Here is a 17,253-nt window from a genome sequence, read left to right on the forward strand (position 1 = left end):
ACATTTGTTGACACGAGCGTGCGATCCAAAAAGGTGGTTACTCAAGGTGAGCTATGCTTCGGCAAGTATCAGATTCGAAGACGTCGCATTGAACACGCACGTCCTGCAGACGTCCGACCACGCTTGTACAGACGAGGGGAACAGACGCCCGCGCGTTCTCGACTTCGAGCGCAGACTTGTGGAACACGAGGCGTTTTGTGGTGTCGTACGTGACTTTGTCGTAGACTTCCCATTTCCCGAGTCGCTCGTCTGCCTGGTGCTCGATGCGGATGGCGTGATCCTTGACCGAACCGTCAATGAAAGCGGACAACGGACCGCCTCCGTCGACGAACGACTTGAGTCGTTGACACCTGGCAGCCTATTTCCCTGCGTGACCGGAGCGCTGGACAAAGGGCGGGGTTTGCAGCGCAACGAAGTCGTATGGCTAGAAGAACACCCTTGGCGGGATAGTTGGCAAGTGGCAATGGTCAGCGTGTCGGATGGGAACGGTTCCGGACTTCGCAACATTGTGTTGGTGACGCGGACGGCCGTGCCGAATCTCTTTGTCAGGCAGACGGCAAGCGCTATAGCATACAGCGTTGCGCAAATCTGGACAAGCCTACAAAGCCAACCTCCTATCGACCGTGGAAGATCCTTGATCGACCGCCTACGAACGAAACTTCAGGAGTTCGAAAAGGTGTCGGCCTTGGCGCAACTCAGTGCCGGCATCGCACACGAGATTCGCAACCCGCTAACGACCGCCCGCGGTTTTTTGCAGTTGTTTGGCGAACGTTGCGAGCAGACAGACAAGGCGTACTTGCAGTTAACCATTCGCGAATTGGATAGGATCCAGGAACTTCTTGAGGACTTCATGGGGCTGTCGCGGCCCGATCACGAATGGCTTCAATCCATCGACGTTTGTCATCTGTTACAATCCGTGTGCCATTTTCTTCAACCCGAGGCGAGTTTATGCGGGGTTGAGCTGACCTGTTCAGTTCCCTCCGAGTCTGTATTTGCAACGGTTCGTCCAGGCCGCATTAAACAAGTGCTCATCAATTTAGTTCAAAACGCTGTACACGCCTGTGAAGGACGCACAAACGGCACGGTCAACCTGGTTCTGGTAGACCGCGGCGCCGATATCGACATCTCGATTGTCGACAACGGTTGCGGGATCGCCGATACGCGCCAACTGTTTCGCCCATTCCATACGACAAAGCCGTCTGGCACAGGGCTTGGCATGTTTGTCAGCAAACACATCGTCGAGGCACACCGCGGTCGTATCACGGTTAACTCTGAACTCAATTGCGGGACCGTGGTCTCCATTCATCTGCCGAAAACGCAACCCGTTACATAATTCAGCAAACCAAATATACGAAAAAAGAGGGGCGCCCCATCTGTGTGCCCCTCTCGACATTCTGCCTCTTACAACACTTCCCCAAGTTCATCCACGAGTTGTTCAAACTGTAGCAAAGCTTGGCGCACTGGCTCCGGGGATGTCATATCCACGCCAGCCTTGCGTAGCAATTCGATGGATGTGTCCGAACTCCCCGCAGACAAAAAGTTTAAGTAGGCCGTCACGGCAGGTTGTCCCTCGCCGAGGATTTTGCGCGAGAGCGCGATGGCGGCGGAAATGCCTGTCGCGTACTTGTAGACGTAAAACGCCGAATAGAAATGCGGAATGCGCATCCAACCGTGCGCCATGATGTCGGTGACATGGACGGCGTCTCCGTAATACTTCACGTTGAGCTGGTAAAACGTCTCGTCGAGCCAGTCGGCAGTCAAGGCCCCGCCTTGTTCAACGTGATCGTGCGTCATCTTTTCGAACTCCGCAAACAACGTCTGAGTCAACAGCGTACCGCGGATGGTTTCGAGTTGCTGATTGAGGAGATAAGCGCGCTTCGCCGGATCTTCGATGATGCGCCCAAGATAGTCGTAGAGAATCGCCTCATTGCACGTTGACGCGACTTCGGCGACGAACAATGTGTAATCGCTGTACACGTACGGTTGCGTCTTGCGCGAAAAGTAGCTATGCATGGAATGGCCCAACTCATGCGCAAGCGTGAACATATCCTGCACTGTGTCGGTGTGATTCAACAGAATGTAGGGATGCGTGCCATACGTGCCCCAGGAATAGCCTCCTGAGCGCTTGCCGCGCGTCTCGTAAACGTCGACCCAGCGGCTGTTCAGCCCGTGCATGGCAGCGTCGTGATACGTGTCGCCAAAGACTTTTACGGCATCAAGTACGATGGCCTTTGCTTCGTCATAAGGGATTTTCCAATCGACGTCCGCGACAAGGGGCACGTACAAGTCCCACATCTGCAACTCGTCGACCCCGAGCACGCGCTTGCGCAGTTCCAGATATTTCGTCAGGGCAGGCAGTGACTCGCCGACGGCCTGAATCAGGTTGTCATACACGGCGACAGGGATGTTCTCCGCATCGAGCGATGCAGCACGAGCCGACGGGAAGTTACGAATGCGCGCGTTGATCGCGTTGCGCTTGACGTTTGCCGCATACACCGCCGCAATCGTGTTGCGATGCCGCTTGTATGTGTCGTAGACCGCCGTGAAGGCTCGTTCGCGCACGTCGCGATCTTTTCGCTCCAAAAGCTCGTGATACACCGCGTGCGTAATCTCGACAGGTTGCCCATGCTCATCCTCGATGGTCGGAAACACCATGTCGGCGTTGTTGTACATTTCAAAGATGTCGGAAGGCGCACCCAGCACTTCGCCAAACTGCGCAAGCAATTGCTCAGCTTCTGGGGACAGGACGTGATCGCGCTGGCGCGTAATTTCCTCGAGTGCAAACCGATACACGTGCAGTTCGGGCGTGGCGTCGACAAACGCCTGCAGCTGATGCGCGTCCACGCTTAAAATCTCCGGTACAAAAAACGACGTTGCGGCGTTCGCCTGAACGAGCAGGGACATAGCCTGATTGAACAAGGTCTGCGCCGCGCCGTTCGCCGTGTCTTCGTCGAGCTTCATCTTCGCATACACATATAGCTTTCCCGCGACCATGCCGATCTCGTCGTGGTTCTGTAACGCGGCCAAGAGATCGGCGGCGGATCTTCCCAGCGTGCCCTGTCGACTTGCGAACGCTTGGACCAACGCCTGGAGGCGCTGTGCGTCCTTTTGCCAATCCGCCTCGCTGGCATAGATGTCTTCAAGATTCCAGCGATACGCCGGATCGATCTCAACGCGGGGCTTGCCCCGAACTTCACTCGCCCTAAGGCTCGCTCCGAACTCCCGAACGCGCTTGCTCATATCCCTTTCTCTACTCATACATCCGCCTCCTCCACACGTGTGTAGACCATTTGCGCCGCCCCAAAGGCGCCTGGTAACAATGAACCGACGGTGGTTCGCAAGACATCCCCCTGCAAATTGGCAAGGACAACCGGGGTCTCCGGTGGGCAAAACTCTGCCATCACCTGCCGACAGGCGCCACATGGCGAGACGGGCTCGGGTGCATCCGCAACCACGGCGATTTCGGCAATGCCGGGCCGTTCTTGGGTTTCCCGGCCGGCGGCCAAAGCCGCAAAGATGGCGGTGCGCTCGGCGCAGTTTGTCAGACCATACGACGCATTTTCAATGTTTGCTCCTTCGATGATTCGCCCGTCTGTAAGCCGCAATGCCGCGCCGACAGCAAAGCCGGAATACGGCACATAGGCGTTCTTACGCGCCCTCTGAGCCGCCGCAAGCAACTCGTCGGCGTCTTCATCGCCACCCTGCACACGGCCTAGCAAGAGTGGCAACGAGGATACAGGCTGCTCCACGAGACGAATGATTTGCGTCAATTCGTCGATACACGCTTGTGCCGACGGCTGGTCGATGGCGTGAACGGTGAACACGGGCTCACCTGTATTGACCCGATCCCCGACTTTTTTGTGGACGACGATGCCGACGGCAGGATGAATGATGTCGTCCTTTTTCGATCGGCCTGCACCAAGGCGCATCGCCGCCGAGCCGAAGGCGAGTGCCGGCAGTTCCTTGACAAACCCGTCGTAAGGCGCGGTCCACGCTTGTTTGACCGGGGCCTGCGGCAATCGCGCCGGATCGTCCACGATCTTTGCATCGCCGCCTTGGGCTGCAACCCACGCCCGCAACTTGGCCAAGGCGCGCCCGTCGGCGATAGCGTCCTGCAACATCTCCCTGGCCTGCGCTGCATCGTCCGCCACACCAGCGAGCACAGCCATTTCGGAAGCCAGCGCAAGGCAGACCTCAGTGAGATCCTGCGGTCCCTCGCCCCGCAAGACGGCAATGGCTTCGGCGATCTCGAGCGCGTTGCCGATGGCCTGCCCCAAAGGCTGTTCCATACTGGACAGCACGGCAACGGTGCGCCGTCCAGCACGATTTCCAATCTCAACCATCGTTCGCGCCAGGCGTTTCGCATCTGCCAGCGTTTTCATAAACGCGCCGTCACCCACCTTGACGTCGAGAACGATGGCGTCGGCACCGCTCGCCAGCTTCTTGCTCATGACGGAGCTTGCGATGAGTGGCAACGACTCTACAGTGGCTGTCACATCGCGCAATGCGTAGATTCGCTTGTCGGCTGGCGCCAGTTCCGCGGTCTGTCCTGCCAGCGCCACACCAATACGCTCCACTTGTGCAATCATTTCTGGGATGGTCAAATCGGTGCGAAAGCCTGGGATGGATTCGAGCTTGTCGATGGTACCGCCCGTATGGCCAAGACCGCGTCCCGACATTTTGATCATCGGCACACCCAATGCGGCAAGCAGCGGCGCAATGACGATGGTAGTCTTATCGCCAACCCCGCCAGTGCTGTGTTTATCGACCTTCACACCGGGGACGAGCGACAGGTCGAGGGTTTCGCCGGATTGTGCCAGACATGCGGTAAACGCGCTCAGCTCAGCGTCACTCATGCCGTGAAACGCGACCGCCATAAGCCACGCACTCATTTGATAATCGGGAACGTCTCCGGCCAGATAGCCTTTTACCAGGAATGCAAGTTCCTCGTCCGATAAGGCCGAGCCTCTGCGCTTTTTGTCAATTAAATCTACAGCCCGCAGCATCGCGTGCGCTCCTCCTTATCCGCCGTACCTTTTGCGAAAACTTGAACACCATCCTACCATAACAATCCAACGTTTGCGACGGCTCGAAAATCACCATTCTCGGCAGGTTTCATGGTACAGTAAACTGGTTGTGGAAGATTGTCGAAACAAACGACAGATGGACGGAGTGCAAAACCGTGAGCGAACGGAAGTTGACCCTATACAGCTTTGTCTACCGCGGGGCTTCATCCGCCCTAACGTTTCTCAACAGCGCGATTGCCGCTCGTTACTTGCCGACAGCCAGCCGCGGTGAATTCCAGTTGTCGACCACCATCGCAACGCTCGGGCAGTCCTTCTCTGGCGGCTATACGAACTACTTTTCTTACGCATTGCCTAGGCGCCCCGATGATAAAGCTCGTATCGTGCAAATGGGCAATCTCGTCATGTACGCCTTTAGTGTTCTCGTGTGGATTGCGGCGGCCTTGGTGGCTTGGTTATGCCATCCATCCCTGACCGTCACATTTGCACTCTTCGGAATGCCACTGACATTTCTTTTCGGCTATAGTTCGAAACTACTGAACTCCCTCGGCGAAATCTCGTGGTTAAACCGGGCAAACATCGCTCAGGCGGTCGTTTTTCTCGTTTGTTACCTTGTCTTCATTGGCTTTCAGCCACATTTAAAGGACAGCCTACGACTGTTATGGACATTCCGCATTTGGCTACTGTCGTGGATTGTTTGCGTCGTCATGACGTTGTTTGTCGCCTATCGTGCACTGGGATTCCGAGACGTTCTCAAGTGGCGATGGTCAAGCGTGGAGTGGCGTGGCTTATACAGTTATGGCACGGCATCGTCGCTGGCCATTGTCACAGGTTATGTAAATTATCGAACAGACTTTTGGATGCTTTTGACGACGCACAGTGCAACCATCATCTCCATTTACGGTGTGGCCGTGGCGGCCGCAGAGATTCTGAACACACTGACGCAAACCATTTCAACCATGGTGTTTCACCGCGTTACCGCGGCGACAACCGACGACGCAGGCGCCATCACCGAACGCGCAGCGCGCCAGACCTTGATCACTTCGACGCTCGGAGCCATCGTTTTAGCAGTCGGTATGCCTGTACTCGTGGCAATTTACAGTTGGAGCAAATACGGCCATGCCATCGGGCCGTTTTATGTACTGCTGCCAGGCCTCGTCTTGAAGGCGACAGCAAATGTGATCTCGCAGTATTTCACGAATGCCCAAGGCAAGCCCTTGACACTGATGTGGGTGAATCTTTGCGTGATCGGGGCAAACGCGCTCATCTGCCTTGGCTTAATCCCACTGTTAGGCATGTATGGAGCTTCCATCGCGTCGACCATTTCGTATATCTTCGAGCTTGCGCTGTACGTGTCTTGGTACCACCGTACAGCCAAACGGGATAGTCGCGCTCTTTGGCAATTGCGCCGCGAGGACTTCGCACCATATCGTGACATCGCCCGCGCCTTGCGCCGTCGCGTACTGCGCCGGGCATAGGCGGCGATTGGACGCATTAGCTATTACAACGCGCCGCCAAAGGACAAATAGAGCAGAATCGCATTAAGCACGACAATCACAACGGCGCACACGACGGCGAGTACGCTCGTTAGGCGACGGTTGACGAGATTGCCCATGATGGACGGCTTGCTTGTGAAATAGACGAGCGCGACAATGGGCATTGGCAACACGACACTCAAGATGACTTGGCTCAACACGAGAGTCTGCGTCGGATTGACACCGAGGGCAACGATGATGACGGTTGGCAACATGGTCACCACGCGCCTCACCCAGAGAGGGATGGAGAATCCGACAAAACCTTGCATAATCACCTGGCCAGCCATCGTGCCGACGGCAGAACTGGAAAACCCGGACGCCAGCAAGGAAATGAGAAAGACGGCTGCGGCAGCCGAACCAAGTAGCGGTGTCAGCGTCTTGTATGCCGTCCCGATGTCTGCAACACCAACATGACCTGTGCCATGAAATACGGATGCCGCCATAAACATCATGGACAAGTTGACGAACCCTGCGAGCGACATCGCGATAACGACTTCTTTCGTGTTAAATCGCGCAATCTTTCGCTTTTCATCTGCGTTGCGTGCAACAATGCGGCGTTGCGTTAAACCTGAGTGCAGGTAGACCGCATGTGGCATCACGGTTGCGCCAATCACGCCAACGCACAACAGAACGGCATTTTGATTGCCGAGCCACGGTACCAAGCTGTGATACGCAATGGCTCCCCAGTTGGGCCGTGCAAATGCCGTCTCGACGACATAGCACAGCGCAATGACGACGACGAAGGCCGTGATAAACTTTTCGAGCGGCCGAAAGCCAAAACGTTCAAGCATGAGGATGAAATACGTGACAACACCGGTTAAAAGGGTTCCGATAATCATCGGAATATGAAACAGTAAATTCAAGCCCAGCGTTGCCCCCAAAAACTCAGCAATATCTGTTGCCATGGCTGCAACTTCAGAAAATCCCCACATGACGTAGGTTAGCCAAGCAGGAAAATGATCCCGGCACATCTCCGGCAAGCTCCTACCCGTTGCAATGCCAAGCTTTGCTGACATGTTCTGAATTAACATCGCCATAAGATTGGCGAGAATCACGACCCATAGCAATTTGTAGCCGAATTCGGACCCGCTTTGTATATTGGTCGCATAGTTACCAGGATCCACATAGGCAACGGCCGCGACGAACGCCGGTCCCAAGAACGGGAGCAACGCGCGCAATCCTCGTCGCCGCTGATCGAGAGACGCCCTTGCTGCAGAAACCGCCTTGCTCTCCCGTTCCACATGCGAAGTCGATACGCTCACGGATATTCCTCCTTCTCCCCGAATGGGTCTGATGAGCCACGCTTGTTGTATATGTGCAACAGTTTTAGTCTCGGGAAACTTTCTGGTTATATTATATACCCTTCCACCGAAAACGTGCCTCAACATTTTGGATATGGGTAAAAATTTTTCGCGAGGGAAACTCTTTTTGTTTTTTGAATACGAGGATCATTTCCGTTATAGCCACGTCGTTACGTGTCTTATCCGTCAGTATGGCTGAAGATGCCCGACTGTCGATATTCTCCGCCAATCAATGTGAATCTTTCGCCTTAACAAATGAACGGCAAGGCGAACGAGAGATATCGTCCGCCTTGCCGATGTAAGAGATATCGAAGCAAAGGACTTATACGAATACTGGCTCCTTAAGGTCCTCCAGTTTCACAAGCGATTCATCCGCAACGTCTTTATGCAAGCTGTTGCCATGGGCATCCATTGTGACGATGGCTGGGAAGCCTTCAACTTCCAAATGCCACATCGCCTCCGGCACCCCAAATTGCTCCAGAAAGTCGACGCCATTGACCCGTTTGACACACTTCGCGTAGTACTGTGCCGCACCGCCGATCGCATTGAGGTAGACGGCACCGGACTTTTTGAGCCCCTGCAAGGTCTTTTCCCCCATACCGCCTTTGCCAATGACGGCGCGAATGCCGAACTTCTCAATGATGTCCGCCTGATAAGGCTCCTCGCGGGAACTCGTCGTCGGCCCGGCCGCCTTAACATGCCACGTACCATCATCGTCCTTCAGCATCACGGGACCACAATGGTACAAGACACCGCCGCTAAGATCGACAGGTGCATCGTGCTTCATCAAGTACTTGTGAATCTCGTCGCGGCCAGTATGCATTTCGCCGCGGATCAACACGACGTCGCCGACCTTTAACTTGCGGATTTGCTCCTCACTAATGGGCGCTTCAAGGACAATCGCGCTGTCCGTGGCGAACGCATGGGTCGGCCGCTCCAACTTCTCTTCGTTATCCCTGTACAACCAGTGCCGAATCTCGCCTGTCGCCGGATCCAGAACGACGCCCAACCGACGGAATGCCCAACAGTTATAGGCCACAGAGACGTAGAAGCTCGCTGGAATGCGATTGCGCACGCCAATTTTGCAACCAAGCAACGTCACCTTACCGCCAAAGCCCATCGTACCAATCTCAAGCTGATTTGCCTTGTCCAGAATGTAATCCTCGAGCTCAGCAAGCTGGGGATTCGGATTGACGTCATCAAGTGAGCGGAACAGCTGCTCCTTCGCCAACTCGTATCCGGTTGTCCGGTCGCCGCCGATACCGACGCCGATGAAACCAGCACTGCAACCCTGTCCTTGCGCTTGGTACACTGCGTGCAGTATACACTTGCGAATGCCATCGAGATCCCGCCCGGCACGTCCAAGGCCTGGCAATTCTGTCGGCAAGGCGTATTGAATGTTTTTATTTTCACAACCGCCGCCTTTGAGAATTAACTTCACTTCTACCTCGTCGCGCTCCCATTGGTGAAAGTGAACGACCGGAGTGCCCTCGCCAAGGTTATCACCCGTATTCTTTCCGGTCAGCGGATCCACCGAATTTGGGCGCAATTTCCCGAGTTTTGTCGCTTCGCGCACCGCAGCTTCGATCTCGCGCTCAAATGCAATCTGGTTGAATCCCACAGGGCAATGCACGATAAACGTGGGCATGCCTGTATCCTGACAAATGGGTTGGACATCTTCCTCCGCCGACACGATGTTGTCGACGATGGTATTGAGCGCGATGGATGCACGGGTACCAAGTTCTTCTTCGAGCTGCGCTCGTTTAATGGCGCGGCGAACGTCTGGGGGCAAATTGGTTGAGGTCTCTGTAATCAATGCAAGGAGGCTTTCAAACGCTTTCGTAGTCACCAGAAATATCCCCTTTCGCAAACGGCGCGAACCTTATCTCCACCCACAAGTATATCACTTGCGGACAGAGACAGCGGGATCGCCCGTATGCAAAAGCCGGAAATCCTGTCACGTACGCTTTGGTAACGGCAAGTCCCGACGCATCAAGTCAGCCCAAGTCTCGCGTTGGACGACGAGTTCCGCGCTACCGTCGCGAACAAATACGACCGCGGGTTTGGGAATGCGGTTATAATGGCTCGCCATCGAGTAGGTGTATGCTCCCGTCGCAAAGACGGCGAGGATATCTCCCGGCTGCGGATTGGGTAACGCTGCATCCCAAATGAGCATATCGCCGCTTTCACAACACTTCCCTGCAATCGACCAAGTGTCTTCCGGTGCAGCATCGGCGCGGTTGGCATAGACCGCATGATATTTCGCACCGTATAAGGCCAGCCGGGGATTGTCGGTCATACCACCGTCGATCGCGAGATAATTGCGAACACCAGGGATCTGCTTTTGGCTGCCCACGCGGTAAAGAGTCACTCCCGCCGGACCCGCAATGCTCCGCCCTGGCTCAATCCAGATGGTGGGCAATGGCATACGGCGGCTGCTAAAGGCCATCTTGACGGCTTCGATCACGGCCGCCAATATCTCGGTCGTCGGCGGCGCATCCTCGTCGGTATACTGAATGCCAAAGCCCCCGCCGACATTGAGAATGCGGAAAGGCAACCCCAGCTTTTGCAGCCCGTACTGATAAACTTCCGCCAGACGTTCAATCATCAACTGAAAGCCTTCGATATCGAAGATTTGTGAGCCGATGTGCGCATGCACACCGACACAGCGCAGAAATGGTAAGTCTGTCAACTGGCGAAGCGCCGTTTGCACTTGCCCGCTTGCGAGATCGAAACCAAACTTGCTGTCCTGCCGACCAGTCGCAATAAAATCGTGCGTATGCGCTTCGACGCCAGGCGCCACGCGGAGTAAGACGTCGACTTCGCGCCCGTACTCGCGGGTCAGCTCATCGAGCAAATTGAGTTCGTAGAAGTTGTCGACGATGATGGCCCCAATTTCCGCCTCGAGTGCGTAGCGCAATTCTTCGACGGTCTTGTTGTTGCCGTGCATGTGAATAGCCTTTGCGGGTACGCCTGCGCTCAGCGCCGTGTGTAACTCGCCGCCGGACACGACGTCGATACCACACCCTTCCTCGTAGACCAATTGACACATGGCCAACGTGCAGAACGCTTTACTCGCATACGAAATTTGATACGGTACCCCCGCCGCGCGAAAGACGTTATGGAATGCGCGAATCGTGCGACGCATGACGTCCTCGTCGTAGACAATAAGCGGTGTTCCGTAGCTGTTGACCAATTCCACGGCATCGCAGCCGCCGATACGCAGATGATGTAGGGCATCGATCTCGACGTGCGCATCGACCCGCGTCGGTATCGTTGTCATGTCCTGAGCCACATTCTCCACTCCTGTCATGGATGTCTTTCTTATTTCTCTATAAAACCCCCGCCACGGTTCGAAACTCTGCATAAAGATTCAGACATAAGTATAGTCGCATCTTCGTGCAACCGCCATAGCCAAGTCGTGCTATCCGAAGATTCCCATTGCATACAAACGAACGGTCTCGATCACGCTATGCTTATGCGGCGCTGAACTAGTTGGGGGGTGTACCCATGCGTTGGAGCGCGATCGACTGGATCGCTTGGGCGCTTATCATCATTGGCGGATTGAACTGGGGACTCATCGGGTTTGCAAACATGAACGTCGTTGACGCATTGTTTGGAACCACCACCCTTTCGCGTTTCGTCTATGGCGTGGTAGGCCTCGGAGCACTCTGGCAGCTGTTTTCGGTGCTCGCGAAAAGTCAAACGCCAAGGGCCTGACTATTTTTGCGGCAAAATCGAGAGGGGCTGTTCCAGGTATCGGTTTGGAACAGCCCCTTATGCTTCATAGCTTTGGCGTATCCTTTAGTACCCTGACGACGAAGTCGAAGTCGTGGTGGGATTCTCCAACTGGGTCAATACACTTGAATAAGTCGGATCGAGAATATTCACCTTGTCCGACTTGATGAGCTGAGCGACCAATTGAGGTTCGGACTCCGCGTTCTGTTGCTTGATGGCCTGAATGATGGCCGAACGCTCTTCTGCTAATGACGGCGTATGCGCCGGGTTTACGGCCGTACATTGCACAATCTCATAACTACCGCTTACCGCGATGGGCTGACTGACCTGACCCTTGGCCAGCTTAAAAGCGGCCGTCGCGATGGCCGGTTCCGAAGCCGAGAGTTCAGCTTCGGAAAACGTCCCCATAGCTCCTCCCTTGGCCTTTGTCGATGAGTCGGTGGAATACGCTTTGGCAAGTTGTGCAAATGACTTTCCTTGCCGCAAATCATTTTCAATCTGCTCTGCCTTCGCCTTCGTCGCCACGACGATATCAGACAGCGCGCGTGTCTCGGGAACGGCAAACGACGACTTGTTCTGCTTGTAGTAATTCTGGATCTCTTCGTCCGTTACATTGACCTTGGATTCGGCCAGCTTCTGTTCGAGAACCGAAACGCGAATCTGATCAAGCAATTGGGCTTTTGTCATATGATTCTGCGCGAGAACCGACGTCAATTCGGAATCGGAAGTAATGCCATTTTGAGCTTCGAGGGCGGCCAATTGCTGGTTAATTTCCGATTGCGTGGCCGTGATGTTCTTCTTCGCAGCCGCATCCTGAATCAGTTGGTTCGAAATCAACTCCTCCAACATGGATGCGCCGGCGTAAGCTTGCGTCTCGGCAAGCAATGCGGAACGCGTGATGGGTTTCCCACCTACCATCGCGATCACGGAACCAGATCCGTGGACGATATATGTTCCAAACCAGACGCCCCCGACGATGACCGCACCTGCAGCTGCGCCGATGGCCGGTGATATCCACTTTCTTGCGTTCTTCATCTACTTCCTCCTCAGACTGACCATTCATCACCAATACGGTAGCAAGGATGATTCTAAATTTGCTTGAAGCTCGTCCCATATTCATACGTTGAACGTTGCAAAACAACGGAACCTTCAATCTGTAAGCGACGGCGGCCCATGCATCATACGCGGACTCTGCATACGGTGTACAGAGGAGGGAGACGTATGAGGCGAATCAGACTGGAACGGCTGCGCTGGCTGCCGATGCTTTTGCGCGCCTACTACGAGGCAGAACGCACAGTGAAGGCACAACCAAGTGAGCAAACCACCACCGCGACGCATTCTGAAAAAAACAGCGGTCGCCAACTGCTTCGCCAGCCTGCAACCGCAAGAAAAAACAAGATCCAACAAGCACCGACAGTGCAGAAGCCGCCATCCAAACCGCCAGTGCGTCCTTCTCGCAAACCGGCGGCAGTGCCCAATGCTACTGCCCAACTCTATAGGGAATTGAAAGAGGCAAATCGGCGATTGGAGGAACTCGCCGCCATGCAGCGCCAACTAGAGAGCATCGGTGCCGCCATGGAGGATGTCAATCGAAAGATAGAGGCTCTCCGGTCAGAGGCGGATCGCACTGAACGAGCGAATGCAAAGCCACTTAACGCCCTTGAACAGTCTCCGCCTCGTCCTCCCCAGACGTGGCTCTAAACGACTATGCCAGCATATCGCGTGGTTCAATCTCGCGCAAGATGTGCTTTTGTACCTTTCCCGTCGCGTTGACTGGGAGCGATCGCGCGATCACGATTTGCGACGGGCACTTGTGCTTTGCCAAATGTGTTGCGCAAATTTCATGCAAACTCTCCCGCAACGCCTCGGCCTGCACTCGATCCGGATCTTGTGGCACGACCCAAGCGACAACACGCTCCCCGTACATCGCGTCAGGTAATCCTACGACGGCCGATCTCGCCACGTCCTCATGCGCATTGAGCACATCCTCAATCTCCCGCGGACTGAGCTTCTCACCGGCACGATTGATAATTTCTTTCGCGCGGCCTGTGATATAGACATACCCGTCATCATCCTGATATCCGAGATCGCCTGTGTAGATCCATCCTTCGCCATATCCTTCGTCTGGGGAAGGCTCCATCCCGACATACGCTTCGATGACGTTGTTGCCTCGAATCGCAATCTCGCCCAACTCATATGCCGGTAGCGGCCGATGGTCTGCATCGACAATCGCGAGTGACAGCCCATAGGGCTTGCCAACCGATCCGGACTTACGGACGCCTGGGGGAAGAGGATTTACGCAAATTTGTCCTGCTGCCTCGGTCATGCCATACGACTCGATTACCGGCACGTCGTACATTGCTTCGATCCTCGCCCCAATCGCCGGCGTGAGCGGCGCCGATGCGGATCGGAAAAAGCGCAGGCCCTTCGCCGCTTCCTTCGGCGCATTCAACTTTGTAAGGATGGAGAGAATCGTTGGTACGCACGACACCCATGTCACGCCATGCCGTCGAATATCTTCCCAGAACGATGACGCGTGAAACTTGTCACACATCACCACGCGTCCCCCCGACAGGATTGTCGAGAGCAGAACAATGACCTGTGCATTGATGTGGAACAATGGCAAGATGCAGTACGCCACATCTCGTTCGGTCAATTCGTGACTGCCGATCACGTTGTTTGCGGCGGCGAACAAATGACGGTGTTGTAACAACACACCTTTGGGCTTGCCGGTCGTGCCGGACGTAAACATCAGCACAGCTGGCGTGTCGTCGGACGGCTCCCCCTTAGCGCTCAGACCAGGCTTTGCTTCTTGTAAAGACCAAGATTGAACCGAAAGCCCGGATAGACCGTCTGTATGATTGGTTTCGCACTTTACGAAGCCGGAGGCTTCAAGTTCGCCAGCCCAGGCGTCGCTCGCTCCTGCCACGACGAGCGCCGCCTGCGCTGAGAACCGTTCCATGACACGTGACAGTTCGGCTGCTGGGGTCTCCGGATTGATGGGCACCACCACCGCGCCATGGTACAAACAGGCTAAATAGCTAACGACGAACGCGTACGAGTTGGGCACAGCAACCATCACCTGTTCGCCAGAGGTGACTCCCATGCGAAACAGGGTTGCCCTTACCGCTGCGATGTCTGCCTTTAATTGACCTGCGTCGTGCCAACGCTCTAGGTCAAATACTTTTGCCACACTGTCGCTTTGCAGTGCGTCATCTAAAGCTCGTAGTAGTCTGGACATGATGGAACACCTCATTCTGTTTGCCGGTGGCAAACGTGAAATCTGCCGATTCGATGCGGCTAAAAATAAGGTCAAATCAAACGACATTAGATACTGGATGACTCTTTTGCACTCGCGGCCAATTGGCCTTTTCACCGACGATATACCCGAGATACGGAATCTTGCCGATACAGTACGCTGCCCCGCCCGATAACACATACGTCAAAGCAATCCACAGCGGGACGAATGCAAAGTGTACAGCCAAGGGCCCGTGGACGAGCTGGCTCAACTTATCGACAAAGTGCAAAGCAATAGGGTGAATTAAGAAGATGCCAAAGCTGACGCCGCCAAAGAAGCGGATCACTTTGCTCACGGCGTGCATATTCGGCTCTTTACTCACGTTCTGCCACTTGAGTCCAAGCAGCCAAAGAACGAGCGCGACCACGAGACTATAGGGAACCATGATGGGTTGCAACGTATCAAGAACGCGCTGACCGACGAGAGCAAACGCAAAACGATTGAGAAAGTAGAATCCAAACAACGCGAGCCAAGCGCCGCACAGCACGACAACAACCATCCGCGCATGGCTGAGAGCCCAAGCCTTAATTTTCGTATAATGAATAGCCATCAAGGCACCCGCTATAAACCAGAATTCATACGTAAAGATGATGCGGTCGCGATAGCGGACAAGGTCGCCAAGCCACGCAGGCAATTGATAAATATTCACAAACTGCAATGACGCCTGATTCCAAATCATAATGGCGATTTCAACTGCAAAGCTGACAGCGAATATCCACACGTGGAAACGCTCAAAACGACGCATGAAGCGCACCATCAAAGGAAACAGAACATAGAGTTGCATGGACACAAGCAGAAAATACATGAAGAACTGATTGGCGGTAAGCAAACCGCCGGTAAATTCATGTATCAAGTACGAGCGCGTCCATTGGAACTTTGTCAGATACGTACCCTCAAACAAAATATAAATGGTGGTCCACGCCACATACGGAATGGCAATCAGGAGCAGACGCTTGCGCCAAAAGGACAAGACCGAAAACGAACGATCGTAATAGGTGTAAAACAATACGAGACCGGTGATAAACATAAAAGCTTCACGGGTAAAGTGAAACGTCATGATCAGAATGCCTGAGGCGATATTCAGGCCTGAATCCGTTGGTGTTTTTACGTTAAAACCAGACAAGACGTGAACACAGATGACCCCCAGAATAATACATGCACGCATCAAATCGATCTCATACAGATGTGGCTTTTTCAGTTGAACCCCCTCCTTCCGCCTGCCGAGACGTATGACGAACCGAGTATATGGGATGGACATTGAATTGCCGTTGAAAAACATCAAAGTTTTATCAAAAACGATACACCTAGTTTACATGCGATCCAGGTCCAAGTGCCACAATACGACGTGCAGGCAAGATTAAATCGAAATTCGCAAGATGAACTTTGGACGTAAAAACACAATTTTAATCCGAATTTGAGACAGTTGTGTCAACCTAATGCTTAGGTACGGTAACCTAAGCGCGATCCCGCTATGCAGGAGGCACTAGAGCATGAAGCAGTCATTTCGGAATTGGGCATTGACCACTGGCCTCATGGCTTTCGCAATTCTGGCGCCCATGCGTCTTGTGCATGCTGCCGAGCCTTCGTCGACGCCGCCTGAGCATGCGTCGGCATCCCTCCCATCAGGTCCTTCCGCATCAAATGCAATGGCACCTGTTGGCCTTAACAACGCGGAGGCCATACGCGTGCTCATCATTGGATCATCCGTCGCACGCGGGTGGAAAGATAATCCACAAGAGGGCGGCTACCTCCAACGCGCGTTTGACGCCATGTCCGTCCTGACGCCAACCACCTACGAAGTCATCGATAAGGCGCAACCGGGCCGCGGCGTCCTGACCATCCGCGACTCATACGTCGACTGGTTGGACACATACCAGCCGAATTTTGTCGTGATCGCATGGGGAGGACTCGACGACTTGGCGCAAAAAACCCCGTTCGCCGTGTACGACGGTGAGATTCGCTGGCAAATCAGCGAAGCACTTGCGCATCATGCAAGCGTGATACTTGTCACGACACCAGTTTCAAAGGCCTCGTATACTACCTACCGCGTGGCACAACAAAACCTGATGAACAGCGAGATACAAGTGGCAGACAGCTTCCATAATCCCAACGTGTACGTATTTAACGTATTCGATCAGATGAAGCAGTATCTGTCGGCTCATCATGAAAGCATTGTCTCGTACATGGGCGACGGTTGGCATCCAAATGCGAACGGCCACGCTCTCGCTGCACAACTGCTCGTCCAAGATATGATGTCGAAGCTACCTGTTGCGTCCCCTGTCTTCATTCCATCGAAACCTTCACAAACGACAACCGCGTAAATCGTACAACATTTTTTATCGAAAACGAAGATCGAT

At 54.3% G+C, this 17,253-nt stretch carries 13 protein-coding genes; 5 read left to right on the plus strand and 8 right to left on the minus strand.

From position 1 onward, the window contains the following. Positions 1-46: 46 nt before the first annotated feature. Complete coding sequence (locus BLU70_RS08780) at positions 47-1,333, plus strand: sensor histidine kinase (protein ID WP_176780872.1); 1,287 nt, start codon at positions 47-49, stop codon at positions 1,331-1,333. Positions 1,334-1,401: 68 nt separating this feature from the next. On the opposite strand, the gene pepF is transcribed toward BLU70_RS08780, so the two are convergent. Both pepF and BLU70_RS08790 read right to left on the minus strand, forming a co-directional pair. After that, positions 1,402-3,258: an oligoendopeptidase F gene (gene pepF / locus BLU70_RS08785; RefSeq protein ID WP_083341224.1), complete on the minus strand. Its 1,857-nt coding sequence runs from the start codon at positions 3,256-3,258 to the stop codon at positions 1,402-1,404. Continuing rightward, on the minus strand, positions 3,255-5,006 hold the full coding sequence (locus tag BLU70_RS08790) for a pyrimidine-nucleoside phosphorylase (protein ID WP_074693240.1): 1,752 nt from the start codon (positions 5,004-5,006) through the stop codon (positions 3,255-3,257). Before BLU70_RS08790 ends, pepF begins: the two co-directional genes overlap by 4 nt. A 176-nt stretch (positions 5,007-5,182) precedes the next feature. Here BLU70_RS08790 and BLU70_RS08795 point away from each other — a divergent pair, with 176 nt between their 5' ends. After that, positions 5,183-6,502 (plus strand): lipopolysaccharide biosynthesis protein, encoded by a 1,320-nt coding sequence (locus tag BLU70_RS08795; RefSeq protein WP_074693241.1) that lies wholly within the window; start codon positions 5,183-5,185, stop codon positions 6,500-6,502. A gap of 23 nt (positions 6,503-6,525) precedes the next feature. Here the strand turns inward: BLU70_RS08795 and BLU70_RS08800 are convergent, their stop codons facing one another. The 3 genes from BLU70_RS08800 to lysA all read right to left on the minus strand — a co-directional run bounded on the left by BLU70_RS08800 (position 6,526) and on the right by lysA (position 11,173). Then, positions 6,526-7,821 (minus strand): Nramp family divalent metal transporter, encoded by a 1,296-nt coding sequence (locus BLU70_RS08800; protein WP_074693242.1) that lies wholly within the window; start codon positions 7,819-7,821, stop codon positions 6,526-6,528. Positions 7,822-8,182: 361 nt separating this feature from the next. Next, positions 8,183-9,709, minus strand: a complete 1,527-nt coding sequence (locus BLU70_RS08805; RefSeq protein ID WP_058095385.1) for a fumarate hydratase — start codon at positions 9,707-9,709, stop codon at positions 8,183-8,185. Positions 9,710-9,817: 108 nt separating this feature from the next. After that, a complete protein-coding gene (gene lysA / locus BLU70_RS08810; RefSeq protein WP_420865896.1) occupies positions 9,818-11,173 on the minus strand; it encodes a diaminopimelate decarboxylase in 1,356 nt (451 codons plus the stop codon). A 197-nt stretch (positions 11,174-11,370) separates the two neighbouring features. Between lysA and BLU70_RS08815 the strand changes: the two genes are divergently transcribed. Continuing rightward, positions 11,371-11,580 (plus strand): DUF378 domain-containing protein, encoded by a 210-nt coding sequence (locus BLU70_RS08815; RefSeq protein ID WP_006448155.1) that lies wholly within the window; start codon positions 11,371-11,373, stop codon positions 11,578-11,580. An 84-nt stretch (positions 11,581-11,664) separates the two neighbouring features. On the opposite strand, the gene BLU70_RS08820 is transcribed toward BLU70_RS08815, so the two are convergent. Further along, positions 11,665-12,633, minus strand: coding sequence for a peptidyl-prolyl cis-trans isomerase (locus BLU70_RS08820; protein ID WP_074693243.1), 969 nt, complete (start codon positions 12,631-12,633; stop codon positions 11,665-11,667). Between the two features lie 186 nt (positions 12,634-12,819). Between BLU70_RS08820 and BLU70_RS08825 the strand changes: the two genes are divergently transcribed. After that, positions 12,820-13,299: a hypothetical protein gene (locus BLU70_RS08825; protein ID WP_040290793.1), complete on the plus strand. Its 480-nt coding sequence runs from the start codon at positions 12,820-12,822 to the stop codon at positions 13,297-13,299. Positions 13,300-13,303: 4 nt separating this feature from the next. Here BLU70_RS08825 and BLU70_RS08830 read toward each other — a convergent pair whose 3' ends face one another. Both BLU70_RS08830 and BLU70_RS08835 read right to left on the minus strand, forming a co-directional pair. Continuing rightward, entirely contained in the window at positions 13,304-14,839 is a 1,536-nt protein-coding gene (locus tag BLU70_RS08830) for an AMP-binding protein (RefSeq protein WP_074693244.1), read from the minus strand. 76 nt (positions 14,840-14,915) lie between these two features. Continuing rightward, a complete protein-coding gene (locus tag BLU70_RS08835; protein WP_074693283.1) occupies positions 14,916-16,154 on the minus strand; it encodes an acyltransferase in 1,239 nt (412 codons plus the stop codon). A 232-nt stretch (positions 16,155-16,386) separates the two neighbouring features. Here BLU70_RS08835 and BLU70_RS08840 point away from each other — a divergent pair, with 232 nt between their 5' ends. After that, positions 16,387-17,217: an SGNH/GDSL hydrolase family protein gene (locus BLU70_RS08840; RefSeq protein WP_052012421.1), complete on the plus strand. Its 831-nt coding sequence runs from the start codon at positions 16,387-16,389 to the stop codon at positions 17,215-17,217. The last annotated feature ends 36 nt before the right edge of the window (positions 17,218-17,253 follow it).

It is taken from the genome of Alicyclobacillus hesperidum (genome assembly GCF_900107035.1).
Taxonomy (GTDB): domain Bacteria; phylum Bacillota; class Bacilli; order Alicyclobacillales; family Alicyclobacillaceae; genus Alicyclobacillus; species Alicyclobacillus hesperidum.